Source organism: Acidocella aromatica, assembly GCF_014201825.1.
Taxonomy (GTDB): Bacteria; Pseudomonadota; Alphaproteobacteria; order Acetobacterales; family Acetobacteraceae; genus Acidocella; species Acidocella aromatica.
The window spans coordinates 101,666-113,462 of the sequence record NZ_JACHFJ010000004.1 but is presented as its reverse complement, the minus strand read 5'-3'; the positions used below and the strand labels follow the sequence as shown (position 1 = coordinate 113,462).

General features: G+C 66.4%; 13 protein-coding genes. 10 read left to right on the top strand and 3 right to left on the bottom strand.

Annotation, left to right across the window (positions count from 1 at the left end; translation table 11 throughout):
* Nucleotides 1-11 precede the first annotated feature (11 nt).
* The gene (locus HNP71_RS06745; protein WP_183266123.1) at nucleotides 12-752 is read left to right on the top strand and encodes an SDR family oxidoreductase; all 741 of its coding nucleotides are present in this window, start codon (nucleotides 12-14) and stop codon (nucleotides 750-752) included.
* A 115-nt stretch (nucleotides 753-867) separates the two neighbouring features.
* Here HNP71_RS06745 and HNP71_RS06740 read toward each other — a convergent pair whose 3' ends face one another.
* A complete protein-coding gene (locus HNP71_RS06740; protein ID WP_281376885.1) occupies nucleotides 868-1,917 on the bottom strand; it encodes an NAD(P)-dependent alcohol dehydrogenase in 1,050 nt (349 codons plus the stop codon).
* A gap of 8 nt (nucleotides 1,918-1,925) precedes the next feature.
* Nucleotides 1,926-2,327 (bottom strand): (R)-mandelonitrile lyase, encoded by a 402-nt coding sequence (locus HNP71_RS06735; protein WP_183266122.1) that lies wholly within the window; start codon nucleotides 2,325-2,327, stop codon nucleotides 1,926-1,928.
* Between the two features lie 101 nt (nucleotides 2,328-2,428).
* Between HNP71_RS06735 and HNP71_RS06730 the strand changes: the two genes are divergently transcribed.
* Entirely contained in the window at nucleotides 2,429-3,322 is an 894-nt protein-coding gene (locus tag HNP71_RS06730; protein ID WP_183266121.1) for a LysR family transcriptional regulator, read from the top strand.
* Between the two features lie 3 nt (nucleotides 3,323-3,325).
* On the opposite strand, the gene HNP71_RS14065 is transcribed toward HNP71_RS06730, so the two are convergent.
* Nucleotides 3,326-3,601 carry a hypothetical protein gene (locus tag HNP71_RS14065; protein WP_221246667.1) on the bottom strand — a complete coding sequence of 92 codons (276 nt, stop codon included), beginning with the start codon at nucleotides 3,599-3,601 and terminating at the stop codon, nucleotides 3,326-3,328.
* Between the two features lie 525 nt (nucleotides 3,602-4,126).
* Here HNP71_RS14065 and HNP71_RS06720 point away from each other — a divergent pair.
* The 8 genes from HNP71_RS06720 to HNP71_RS06685 all read left to right on the top strand — a co-directional run bounded on the left by HNP71_RS06720 (nucleotide 4,127) and on the right by HNP71_RS06685 (nucleotide 11,715).
* A complete protein-coding gene (locus HNP71_RS06720) occupies nucleotides 4,127-5,254 on the top strand; it encodes a 4Fe-4S dicluster domain-containing protein (protein WP_183266120.1) in 1,128 nt (375 codons plus the stop codon).
* Nucleotides 5,241-5,705, top strand: coding sequence for a cyclic nucleotide-binding domain-containing protein (locus tag HNP71_RS06715; RefSeq protein ID WP_183266119.1), 465 nt, complete (start codon nucleotides 5,241-5,243; stop codon nucleotides 5,703-5,705). The genes HNP71_RS06720 and HNP71_RS06715 overlap by 14 nt, the downstream gene beginning before the upstream one ends.
* Nucleotides 5,686-6,522 (top strand): FAD/NAD(P)-binding protein, encoded by an 837-nt coding sequence (locus HNP71_RS06710; RefSeq protein ID WP_221246666.1) that lies wholly within the window; start codon nucleotides 5,686-5,688, stop codon nucleotides 6,520-6,522. Before HNP71_RS06715 ends, HNP71_RS06710 begins: the two co-directional genes overlap by 20 nt.
* 2 nt (nucleotides 6,523-6,524) lie before the next feature.
* Nucleotides 6,525-7,301: an NADH-quinone oxidoreductase subunit B family protein gene (locus HNP71_RS06705; protein WP_183266117.1), complete on the top strand. Its 777-nt coding sequence runs from the start codon at nucleotides 6,525-6,527 to the stop codon at nucleotides 7,299-7,301.
* Nucleotides 7,282-8,571: a Ni/Fe hydrogenase subunit alpha gene (locus tag HNP71_RS06700; protein WP_183266116.1), complete on the top strand. Its 1,290-nt coding sequence runs from the start codon at nucleotides 7,282-7,284 to the stop codon at nucleotides 8,569-8,571. The genes HNP71_RS06705 and HNP71_RS06700 overlap by 20 nt, the downstream gene beginning before the upstream one ends.
* Entirely contained in the window at nucleotides 8,568-8,981 is a 414-nt protein-coding gene (locus tag HNP71_RS06695; protein WP_183266115.1) for a hydrogenase maturation protease, read from the top strand. The genes HNP71_RS06700 and HNP71_RS06695 overlap by 4 nt, the downstream gene beginning before the upstream one ends.
* 134 nt (nucleotides 8,982-9,115) lie before the next feature.
* Nucleotides 9,116-9,586 (top strand): septal ring lytic transglycosylase RlpA family protein, encoded by a 471-nt coding sequence (locus tag HNP71_RS06690; protein WP_183266114.1) that lies wholly within the window; start codon nucleotides 9,116-9,118, stop codon nucleotides 9,584-9,586.
* A gap of 281 nt (nucleotides 9,587-9,867) precedes the next feature.
* Complete coding sequence (locus tag HNP71_RS06685) at nucleotides 9,868-11,715, top strand: methyl-accepting chemotaxis protein (protein ID WP_183266113.1); 1,848 nt, start codon at nucleotides 9,868-9,870, stop codon at nucleotides 11,713-11,715.
* The last annotated feature ends 82 nt before the right edge of the window (nucleotides 11,716-11,797 follow it).

The window sequence follows — 11,797 nt, the reverse complement described above, 5'->3', positions numbered from 1 at the left end:
AGCGCACGCATATGACCAACAACATCGAAGGCAAAATCGTCGTCATTACGGGCGCCAGCTCAGGGCTGGGCGAGGCAACAGCCCGGCACCTTGCCGGGCTAGGCGCGAAGCTCATGCTGGGGGCAAGGCGCATTGAGCGGCTGGAAGCACTGATCTGGGAGCTGGGGCAGGATCAGGCCTCCTGCCTCAAAACCGATGTCACCGAAGCCGCCCAGGTAAAGGCGCTGGTTGACCAGGCCGTCAGCCTGCACGGGCGCGTGGATGTTCTGCTCAACAATGCCGGCGTGATGCCGCACTCCCCGCTCGAGCGGCTGAAAATCGCCGAATGGGAGCAGATGATCGACGTAAACTTCAAAGGCGTACTCTACGGCATCGCCGCCGCGCTGCCGCATATGACGGTGCGGAAATCCGGGCATATCATCAACGTCTCGTCAGTGGCCGGGCACAAGGTTCGGGCGGGAAGCTCGGTCTATGCCGCCACCAAGGCGGCGGTGCGCATGCTCTCCGAAGGACTGCGCCAGGAGGTGAAGCCCTACAACATCCGCACCACGATCATTTCGCCGGGTGCGGTGGAATCCGAGTTGCCCAACAGCATCACCGAACCGGATGTGGCGGCGGGGATCAGGAGCTTTTACGAAAGCTGCGCCATTCCGGCCGAGAGCTTCGCCCGTATGGTGGCTTTCGCCATCTCTCAGCCTGACGAGGTGGATGTGAACGAGATCCTCTTCCGCCCCACGTCGCAGGAATTCTGAGCTTCCATCTCCGCGCTGGCGGTGGCGCGTCGGGGGGGCGTGCCGGATGGCGCTCAGGCCGTAACGGGCGGGCCGTGCGGTGCCGTAGCACGGCACTGCACGGCCCGGTTGTAGGTCAGGCATCGAGGGATGCCATGTCGATGACGAAGCGGTAGCGCACATCGGCACGGTCCATGCGCTCAAAGGCGGTGTTGATGTCCTGGATGTTGATCATCTCGCACTCGGGCAGGATGTTCTTGCGTGCACAGAAATCCAGCATCTCCTGCGTCTCCGCGATGCCGCCGATAGGCGACCCGGTAATGCGGCGGCGGCCCAGGATCAACGGCACTGTGCTTGGCTCCGCGACTGGGCCGATCTGCCCGACCAGCACCAGCGTGCCGTCCACATCCAGCAGCGGCAGATAGAGGTTGAGGTCGTGCTTCACCGGCACGGTGTCGATAATGAGGTCGAAACCCGATGCCGCCTTGGCCATCGCCGCCGCGTCGGTGGAAACCAGCAGCCGCGCCGCGCCCAGGGCCAAAGCGTCGGCCTCCTTGCCCTGGTGGCGGCTCAGCACAGTCACTTCCGCGCCCATCCCCGCGGCAAGCTTCACCGCCATATGGCCAAGCCCGCCAAGCCCCACCACGCCCACGCGGCTGCCAGGTCCCACATTCCAGGTGCGCAGCGGCGAATAGGTGGTGATGCCCGCGCAGAGCAGCGGCGCGGCACGGGAGAGGTCGAGCCCTTCCGGCACGCGCAGGGCGAATTCCTCACGCACCACCAAATACTTGGAATAGCCACCCTGGGTAGGTTCGCCGGTGATGCGGTCACGCCCGCCATAAGTGCCGGTGTTGCCCTCCCGGCAGAGCTGTTCCAGCCCCTTCCGGCATTGGTCACAGCTCTGGCAGCTATCCACCATGCAGCCCACGGCCACGGCACCGCCCACCTTGTAGCGGGTTACGGCGTTGCCGGTTTCAATAACACGCCCGACAATCTCGTGCCCCGGCGCCACCGGGTATGAGGTCCAGCCCCAGTCATTGTGGGCCCAGTGCAGGTCTGAATGGCAGACGCCGCAATAGAGGATCTCCATGACAATATCATTCTCGCGCGGAGCCCGGCGCTCGAAGCTGAACGGCGCGAGCGGCGTGTCGCAGGTGAAAGCGGCGTAGCCTTTGGTTTTCATCATGGTCTCCATCAAATTGCGGCGGTGTAGTCGGCGTCGCTCACCTGTTCCATCCAGGTGACCACTGAACCATCCAGCGCTTCCGCGATGGCGATATGCGTCATCGCGCAGTGCGGCGCGGCGCCGTGCCAGTGTTTTTCACCGGGCTTGATCCAGACGATATCGCCGGGGCGGATCTCCTGCACCGGCTCGCCCTCTTTCTGCACACGGCCGAGCCCGGCGGTGACGATCAGCGTCTGCCCCAGCGGATGGGTGTGCCAGGCTGTGCGCGCACCTGGCTCGAAGGTGACGGTGGCGCCGCTGACACGCGCGCCATCGGTGCCAGCGAAAGGCGCATCGACGCGCACCGTTCCCGTGAAATAATCGACCGGACCGGGCCGCGAGGCCGTGCCACCGTTGCGCATAATGTCCATGATCAAATTCTCCCGGAATTTCTGGTGCATCTTGTATGGCACTCAGCCGGGAACAGGATTAGATCGGATAATCAGCTTGAAGTCATATCAGAGGTTCATGAATGCAGCGGGAAGATCTCGTTGATCTCAACGCCTTTCTCACGGTGGCGGAGGAGCGGAACTTCACCCGCGCGGCGGCGAAGCTCGGCACCTCGCAATCGGCGTTGAGCCATACCATCCGCAGACTTGAGGCAAGGCTCGGGATCAGGCTGCTCACCCGCACCACACGCAGCGTCGCCCCCACCGAGGCTGGCGAGCGCCTGCTGAAAACGCTCGGCCCGGCGCTGGGGAGCATCGGGACAGAGCTGAACGCGCTGAGCCGTCTACGTGAAAAACCGGCTGGCAATATCCGCATCACCACCTCGGAGCATGCCGCCCATACCGTACTCTGGCCCGCGCTGGAAAAGCTGCTGCCAGAATACCCGGACCTTCATGTCGAGCTCGACATCAATTCCGGCTTGACCGACATCGTCACCGAGCGGTTCGACGCCGGTGTGCGGCTTGGCGAATCCATCGCCAAGGACATGGTGGCCGTGCGGATCGGGCCGGAACTGCGCATGGCCGTGGTTGGCGCGCCGGACTATTTCGCACGCCACGGCAAACCGCACACGCCGCAGGATCTGGCGCATCACCACTGCATCAACATGCGCCTGCCCACGGCGGGCGGGCTCTATGCCTGGGAGTTTGAAAAAGACGGCCGTGAGCTGCGCGTGCGCGTGGAAGGACAGCTGGCGTTCAACAATGTCGGGCTGATCATGCGCGCCACGCTATCCGGCATGGGCCTCGCCTGCGTGACAACCGATCACGCCGAAACCTACATTGCCCAGGGCCGCCTGGAGCGTGTGCTGGAGGATTGGTGCCCGCCTTTCGCGGGCTACCATCTTTACTACCCCAGCCGCCGTCAGCCCTCGGCGGCATTCTCGCTTTTCGTCGAGGCGCTGCGCTACAAGGGGTAATACTTATTCCCAGGCCGGATATTGGCCGAGCAGACCGGCACCCTTGGCGGTATCGCGGATCGTGCCGAGCACGCTATACCCTCGGGCGCGGAAGCGTAGAGCCGCTCCACCACATCCTTGCCGATGATCTGCGGTCTGCACCACCAGCCCCTTCTCCCTGCGCGTCTCCGGCGTGGTGGTGGACTGGCCGGGCAGCGGCAGGGGCACGCCGCGTTCGGTCAGCACCTCGTTGGTGGCGTGCAGAAAGTCGAAATCCTTGACGATGCCGACATAAGGCACGGCCTGATAAAGAATCTCCCCAGAAGATAGACCAGGCAGGAATCAGGCAGCGCGGCGACCGCCACCTCCTTCGCGCCAAGCACGACCGGCGTGGGAACGCCGCTGTCATAAATCGTCGCATCGCCTCGGATCTTGATGTCTCCGGCAGGCTCGGCCAAGCGACGGCAGAGATTGCCGTACAAATCGCGTGACCAGACCCGCTGGAGTGGTGCTGAATGTTTCCCGGGTGCACAGATCCGCCGTGCGGTCCCGCGCAGGGAAAGCGGGCAGGTCAGGGATATTTCGCAGCCATAGTGAATGAGCATTGGGGCTCCGATTCTTGTGTCTTCGTGGCCCGAAACACCAGAAACCAGGGCACACTTCGACGTACTACGCGAAACCAGAACGGGACGGTGTCATTTTCCCATCATACCACCCGGGCCCGGACCGGCTCACATCTCTGGCCAGCCGGGCATTGCGGCGCTAAACTGGCTGCGTAACGTCTGTGTCGCCCTCCCGCCCGGGGGCGAAAAACGGAGGCGGCTGATGCAACAAGCGACAGCGGCAATACGAGTTCTGGCGCCGGAGGCGCTGCAGGACCTCATCTCGGCGCTGGCCGCCACCCGCGTGGTGCTAGGCCCTGTGCGGCGCGACGGCGCCATCGTATACGACGAAATTTCCCGCCTCGACGATCTGCCCGCAGGCTGGACCGACCGCCAGGAGGCAGGCCAGTACCGGCTGGAGCCGCGCACCGATGCCGCTTTGTTCGGCTATGCCGTGGGGCCGCATTCCTGGAAGCAATTCCTGCTCCCGCCGCGCGAGGTGCTGTTCACCACACGCCAGACGGCCGACGGCCTGGACTTCCTGCCCCCACCGGCAGAGGAGCGGACATACGCCTTCATCGGCGTGCGCGCCTGCGAGTTGGCGGCGATCGCGGTGCAGGACAAGGTGCTGCGCGACGGCCCCTACGCCGACACCGCCTACGCCGCGCGGCGGGAGAACGCCTTCATCGTGGCGGTGAATTGCGGCACCGCCGCGCCCACCTGCTTCTGCGCCTCCATGAATACCGGGCCAAAGGCGGCGGCCGGGTACGACATCGCACTCACCGAATTGCTGGACGGCCGCCATGAGTTCCTGGCCGAAGCGGGCAGCGAGGCGGGCGAGGCGCTGCTGGCCGCCCTGCCCAGCCGCCCCGCCAGCGCGGGCGACCTTGCCGCCGCCGAAGCCGTGACCGTAAACACCGCCGCCGCGCAGACCCGCGCGCTGAACACCGAAAACCTGCCCGCGCAGCTCGCCGCCGCCGCCAACCATCCGCACTGGCAGGAGGTGGCGCAGCGCTGCCTCTCCTGCGGCAACTGCACCATGGTCTGCCCCACCTGCTTCTGCACCACGGTGGCCGACCATACCGACCTCACCACCGCCGACGCCCAGCGCGTGCGCAGCTGGGACTCCTGCTTCACGCTCGACTTCTCCTACCTGCATGGCGGCTCGGTACGGCAGAGCACCGCCGCCCGCTACCGCCAATGGCTGACGCACAAGCTCTCCACCTGGGTCGAGCAGTTCGGCACGATGGGCTGCGTCGGCTGCGGGCGCTGCATCACCTGGTGTCCCACGGGCATCGACCTCGTGGCCGAGGCCACGGCCCTGCGGGAGGCGCAGAATGGAAACTCTTGAGCGCGTCATCGGCACGCAGCGCGTATTTGCGGAGCTGGCGCCCGAGCATCTCGCGGTGCTCACGGGCTGCGCGCGCAACCATCGCTTTACGGCGGGGCAGTATCTGTGCCGCGAGGGCCTGCCCGCCAACGAGTTCTTCATCATCCGCCAGGGCCGCGCGGCGCTGGAGATCGCCCCGCCCGCCCGCCACGCGGTGGTGCTGGAGACACTCGGCCCTGGCGATGTCGCCGGTGCCTCCTGGCTGATTCCGCCCTACCGCTGGAGCGCCGACATAAGGGCCGTGGAAACCACACTGGCCCTGGGGATCGACGCCGCCTGCCTGCGCAGCAAATGCGAAACCGACCATGATTTCGGCTATGCCATGATGAAATGCTTCCTGCCCATGCTGGTGCAGAGCCTGAACGCGGCGCGGCTGCAGGTGCTCGATGTCTATGCCGGCCCCTATTACTGAGCGCGGCGCCTTTGTGCCCACGCCCTACCGCGTCATCGCGGCGCGGCGGGAGCTGGGCGACACGGTGACGCTGAACATCGCCCCGCAGGCCGGGGCGCTACCCGCGATACTGCCCGGGCAGTTCAACATGCTCTACGTGCCCGGCGTGGGCGAGGCCGCCATCTCCCTCTCCGGCGCCACTGAGGCGGCGTTCATCCACACCATCCGCGATGTCGGCGCCATCAGCCACGCGCTGACCCGCCTGCCCCCGGGGGCCAGCCTGGGGCTGCGCGGCCCCTTCGGCACCGCCTGGCCAGTGGCCGAGACGCAAGGGCGCGACGTGCTCATCGTCGCGGGTGGGCTCGGCCTGGCCCCGCTGCGCCCTGCCATCCGCCATCTGCTCGCCCACCGCGAGCGCTACGGCAAGCTGTCGCTGCTGATCGGCGCTCGCACCCCGCCGGATATCCTGTACCCGCACGAGATCGCCCAGTGGCGCGCCAATCTCGACCTGTACGTGGCCGTTACCATGGACCGGGCCGATGCCATGTGGCACGGCCATGTCGGGGTGGTGCCGCTGCTTCTGCCCCGCGCGGATTTCGACCCGGCGAACACCGCCGCCCTCATCTGTGGCCCCGAGGTGATGATGCGCGCCACCGCCCAGGCCCTGCTCGGCATGGCGGTGCCCGCCGAGCGCATCCACCTCTCCCTGGAGCGCAACATGAAATGCGCCATCGGCCTGTGCGGCCATTGCCAATTCGGCGCCGCCTTCATCTGCAAGGACGGCCCGGTGATGCGCTACGACCGTATCGCCCCCGCTTTGGCCGTAAGGGAGCTGTAGCCATGCCCCGCTTGCGCCTCGCCGTGTTCAAATTCGCCTCCTGCGACGGTTGCCAGCTCTCGCTGCTGGACTGCGAGGACGAGCTGCTGGCGATTACCGATGCCGTCGAGATCGCCCATTTCGCCGAGGCCTCCAGCACGCTCGCCCCCGGCCCCTACGACCTCGTGCTGGTGGAAGGCTCCATCACCACCGCGCAGGACGCTGAACGCATCCAGGAGATCCGCAAACAGGCCGGGCTGCTGGTGACCATCGGCGCCTGCGCCACCGCAGGCGGCATCCAGGCGCTGCGCAATTTCGCGGATGCCGCCGAGTACACGCGGGCCGTCTACCCGCACCCCGACTATATCTCGACGCTTGCCACCTCCACCCCCATCGCGGCGCATGTGAAGGTGGATGCCGAACTGCGCGGCTGCCCGATCAGCAAGGAGAGTTTGCTGGAGTTCATCGCCGCCACGCTGGCTGGGCGCGCGCCGGTGCTGCCCGCCCGCCCGGTGTGCATCGAGTGCAAATCGCGCGGCACGGTGTGCGTGCTGGTGCAAGGCACGCCCTGCCTGGGGCCGGTGACGCATGCGGGCTGCGGCGCGCTGTGCCCCAGCTACCGGCGCGGCTGCTATGGCTGCTTCGGCCCCTCCGAAACCCCCAACACCGCCGCCCTGGCCGCGCGCTTCACGGCGCTTGGCCAGACGCCGCGTGAGATCGTCCATGCCTTCCGCAACTTCAACGCCGGGGCGGCGGCTTTCAAGCGGGAGAGCGAGGCCAATGAGCACAAGACGGATTGAGGTCGATCTGCTCACCCGCGTGGAGGGCGAGGGCGCGCTCGATATCGAGATCGAGAACGGCGGGCTGAAAACCGCGCATCTACGCATCTTCGAGCCGCCCCGCTTCTTCGAGGCCCTGCTGCGCGGGCGCGACTACGCTGAAATCCCCGACATCACGGCGCGCATCTGCGGCATCTGCCCCATCGCCTACCAGATGGGCGCGGTACAGGCGGTCGAGCGCGCCTTTGGCGCGGACATCCCCGCCGCGATGCGCGATTTACGCCGGCTGCTGTATTGCGGCGAGTGGATCGAGAGCCATGCCCTGCATGTGGTCATGCTGCACGCGCCCGATTTCTGCGGGCTGCCCGACGGCATTGCGCTCGCCAGGGAGCAACCCGGCATCGTGCGCGCGGGGCTGGCACTCAAAAAGACCGGCAACGCGCTAATGCGTGTCATCGGCGGACGAGAAATCCACCCGGTGAATCTGCGGCCCGGCGGCGTGTTCCGCCTGCCCACGCGCGCCGAACTGGCGGCGCTGGCACCAGCGCTTGAGGAAGGGCGGGAGACCGCCATCCGCCTGTTCCGCTGGGCGGCGGCCCTGCCCTTCCCGGAGGTGGAGCGGGACTATGAATTCGTGGCCCTGCGCCATGGCGGCGAATATCCCATCACCGCCGGGCGGCTGGCCTCGTCGCGCGGGCTGGACATCGACATCGGCGATTTCGAGACCGAATTCGAGGAACGGCAGGTCACCCATTCCACCGCCCTGCACGCGCTGCGGCGGAACGGCGGGGCTTATCTCACCGGCCCGCTGGCGCGTTACGCGCTGAATTCCAACCTGCTGCCCGAGACCGCCAAGACCCTGGCCGAGGAGGCCGGGCTGGGGCCGGTCTGCCGCAACCCGTATAAGAGCATCCTGGTCCGCTGCCTGGAAATGCTCTTCGCCTGCGAGGAAGCCTTGCGGCTCATCGCCGCCTACACCCCGCCCGCCGAAGCTTTCCAACCGCTCACCCCGCGCGCCGCCACCGGCTTTGGCTGCACCGAGGCCCCGCGCGGCATCTGCTGGCACCGCTACGATTTCGCCGGGGATGGCAGCGTGCTGGCCGCGCGCATCGTCGCCCCCACCACCCAGAACCAGCCGGCCATCGAGGAAGACCTCGTGGCGCTGGTGGGCGGCATGCTGGCCGCGCCGGATGACGCCATCCGCGCCGCCGCCGAGGCCGCCATCCGCAACCACGACCCCTGCATCTCCTGCGCCACGCATTTCCTGCGCCTTTCCGTGCGCCGGGCATGACCACGCTCATCCTTGGCTTCGGCAACCCGGACCGGGGGGACGACGCGCTCGGCCCTATCGCCACCGCGCAGTTGGGCGGGGCCCATGCAAACCCGCTGACGATCGACCTCGCGGGCGTGACCACGCTCATCTGCCTGGATGCCGCCGCCCCCAACGGCACGCCGGGGCGCATTCATGAATTCGACGCCTCCGCCGCGCAGCTGCCCGCCGCGCTGGAGGCTGTGTCGTCGCACGGCTTCGGCCTCGCCGCCGCGCTGGAACTGGCCCGCGCGCTGGGGGAACTGCCGCCGCGCGTGCTCGTCTTCGCGGTGGAAGGAGTGTGTTTTGACCATGGCGCGCCGCTCTCCCCAGCCGTGGCGGCGGCGCTGCCGGAGTTGCAACGCCGCGTGCGGGCCGTGCCCGGCGCATAGCGCCACCGCGCTCTGAGCGCGAAAACTGTGCGAAAAATGCTAAAAACAAGGGCTCAAAGCTATGCAAGAGCATCAGATACGGGTTACGCTCCCCGCATGGACAAGCCCGCAACACAATCCGGCGGCCTGTTTTAATGAGCAGGACCCGTCTTGTGCCATTCCTGGCGCTCGCCCTTCTTTCCGGTGGCCTTTCCGCCTGCGCCACCGCGCCCGCCCCGCAGGCCACTATTGCCGCGCCCGCCCCAGCCCCCGCGCTAGTGCAACTCACCCCGCCCGCGCCGCAATATCAGGCCACCGGTCCCGCCGTTGTCGGCATGGCCTCCTGGTACCGCCCCGGCCCCGGCCTGCACCGCACCTGCACGGGCGAGGCCTTCACCCGCGACACGCTGACCGCCGCCTCATCCTCCATCCCTATGGGCACTCAGGTGCGCGTCTCACTCATCGGCGATAGCCGCTCCATCGTGGTGCGAGTGAATGACTGCATGCCGCACGGCCACCGCATCATCGACCTCTCCGAAGCCGCGGCGAAACAGTTGGGGCTGGTTAGCAGCGGCGTGGCCAAAGTGACCGTGACCAAGCTGGAACTGGCTGACATCCGGCAATAGGCGATGCTGGCCAGCGCCCGGCGCGGTTAGCTTCCTGCAATCGAAGACGCGGTTGAACCAGGGCCAAAAAGTCGCTGACCGCTTCGTGCTGCAATGCGTGCCCACCCCGGCAAGGCGCTGGCCGCGCCTGCCCGGCACAGCTTCATAAAAGCGCTGTTAATTTAGCATAAATATCAACGCCATATTTTGAGGTGCGTGCGGCCGCAAGCACACAACATGCGCCAACACATTACAAAACAAGACTTTTGCCAGACACATCTGGTTGTTCAGGAGCCCATTGCATGAGCCGGTTATTGGATAAGCTTTCCATCACCAAACAGTTCGTCCTGATCTTCCTGATGGCGCTGGCGATCATGGCGTCCGGCACCGGCATGGCGCTGCTGCACAGCTACAACCTGCACCTTGGAGCCAAGAAAAAAGAGCTACAGGACATTCTGGACACCACGCGCACCATTACCAGCTACTACGTGGCCCAGGCGCAAAGCGGGGCGATGACCACGCAGGAGGCGCAGAGCAAGGCGCTGGCCGCGATTTCCGCCATACGCTACGACAATTCAAACTATATCTTCGTGGTGGGGGAGGATGGCACCATCCTCTCAGAGCTGAACCCTGCGCTGAACGGCACCAACCAGATGAACCTGGCCGATGCGGACGGACACCCGGTGTTCAAGCCGCTGATCGAAGCCGCGATGGCCGGACAGCCCGCCTATAACAGCTACGCCTTCCCCCAGATTGCGGGCGGTCCGCCGGAGCCGAAGATCGCCCTGGCGGTGGAGGTGCCGCAATGGCGCTGGATCATCGGCACGGGCGTGTATGTCACGGAAATCCGTACCGACATGCTGAACTACCTGCTCGGGCTGGCCGAGATCTTCACGCCGCTGCTGGCGGCCTATGTGGCCTTGGCCGTGTGGGTGATGGGGCGGCAGAAAGACCTGCTGAACGGGCTGTCCGGCACCATGCGCCGCCTGGCGGGCGGGGCGCTGCACGGCAGCATCCCCGGGCTGCAACGCGCCGACGAGATCGGCGACATGGCCCGCGCGGTGCAGGTGTTTAAAGAGAACGCGCAGGAGAAGCAACGCCTGGAGGCCGAGGCCCAGGCCCAGAGCCAGCGCCTGGAAGACGAGCGCAAACGCAACGAGGCCGAGCGCGAGGCGGCGGCCAAGGAACTTGCCTTTGTGGTGCATGAGCTGGCCTCGGGGCTGGAGCGGCTCTCGGGCGGGGACCTGATGATCCGCCTCAACACCGGCTTTGGCAGCGGCTACGAGAAGCTGCGTCAGGACTTCAATGCCGCCATGGACAAGCTGCACGAAACGATGCGCGCCATCGCCCACAACACCAGCGGCGTGCGCAGCGGCGCCGGGGAGATCACTCAGGCGGCGGACGACCTCTCCCGCCGCACCGAACATCAGGCCGCCAGCCTGGAGCAGACCGCCGCGGCGCTCGACCAGGTGACCGCGACCATCCGCAAAACCGCCGAAAGCGCGGACGGCGCCCGCAAGACCGCCGAAACCGCCAAGGCCGATGCCGAGCATTCCGGCGCGGTTGTGCGCGAAACCGTGGAGGCCATGAGCGGGATCGAGACGTCGTCAAAGCAGATCGGCAACATCATCGGCGTCATCGACGAGATCGCCTTCCAGACCAACCTACTGGCGCTGAACGCGGGGGTAGAGGCGGCGCGCGCGGGCGATGCCGGGCGCGGCTTTGCCGTGGTGGCCACCGAGGTCCGCTCCCTGGCCCAGCGCTCGGCCGATGCCGCCAAGGAGATCAAACAGCTCATCTCGGCCTCGGGCCAGCAAGTGGAAACCGGGGTGCGGCTGGTGGGGGAAACCGGCAAAGCGCTCACCCGCATCGCCGAGCATGTGGCACAACTCAACGGGTTGGTGTCGGACATCGCCGCCGCCGCGCGGGAACAGGCTGCGGGACTCTCGGAGGTGAACTCCGCCGTGAACCAGATGGATCAGGTAACCCAGCAGAACGCCGCCATGGTGGAGCAAACCACCGCCGCCAGCCACGGGCTGGAAAAAGAAGCGCGGGAACTGGCCCAGCTTGTGGGGCAGTTTATCATTCGCGGCGCGGAACCTGTCCCCGCGATGGCACCGAAGCGCGAGCAGGTGCCCGAACTGGCCTGAGCAAAGCGAGGCGAAGCTCTTGGGGCGCTTTTTGTAAAAAGTGCCCCAAACCCCGCAAAAACTTTTAATAATATCAAAGCAT

What these genes read in the sequence shown, in the direction of transcription:
- HNP71_RS06745 (WP_183266123.1), top strand. Translation starts at nt 12, where the DNA reads ATGACCAACAACATCGAAGGCAAAATCGTCGTCATTACGGGCGCCAGC.
- HNP71_RS06740 (WP_281376885.1), bottom strand. Translation starts at nt 1,917, where the DNA reads ATGATGAAAACCAAAGGCTACGCCGCTTTCACCTGCGACACGCCGCTC.
- HNP71_RS06735 (WP_183266122.1), bottom strand. Translation starts at nt 2,327, where the DNA reads ATGGACATTATGCGCAACGGTGGCACGGCCTCGCGGCCCGGTCCGGTC.
- HNP71_RS06730 (WP_183266121.1), top strand. Translation starts at nt 2,429, where the DNA reads ATGCAGCGGGAAGATCTCGTTGATCTCAACGCCTTTCTCACGGTGGCG.
- HNP71_RS06720 (WP_183266120.1), top strand. Translation starts at nt 4,127, where the DNA reads ATGCAACAAGCGACAGCGGCAATACGAGTTCTGGCGCCGGAGGCGCTG.
- HNP71_RS06715 (WP_183266119.1), top strand. Translation starts at nt 5,241, where the DNA reads ATGGAAACTCTTGAGCGCGTCATCGGCACGCAGCGCGTATTTGCGGAG.
- HNP71_RS06710 (WP_221246666.1), top strand. Translation starts at nt 5,686, where the DNA reads ATGCCGGCCCCTATTACTGAGCGCGGCGCCTTTGTGCCCACGCCCTAC.
- HNP71_RS06705 (WP_183266117.1), top strand. Translation starts at nt 6,525, where the DNA reads ATGCCCCGCTTGCGCCTCGCCGTGTTCAAATTCGCCTCCTGCGACGGT.
- HNP71_RS06700 (WP_183266116.1), top strand. Translation starts at nt 7,282, where the DNA reads ATGAGCACAAGACGGATTGAGGTCGATCTGCTCACCCGCGTGGAGGGC.
- HNP71_RS06695 (WP_183266115.1), top strand. Translation starts at nt 8,568, where the DNA reads ATGACCACGCTCATCCTTGGCTTCGGCAACCCGGACCGGGGGGACGAC.
- HNP71_RS06690 (WP_183266114.1), top strand. Translation starts at nt 9,116, where the DNA reads ATGAGCAGGACCCGTCTTGTGCCATTCCTGGCGCTCGCCCTTCTTTCC.
- HNP71_RS06685 (WP_183266113.1), top strand. Translation starts at nt 9,868, where the DNA reads ATGAGCCGGTTATTGGATAAGCTTTCCATCACCAAACAGTTCGTCCTG.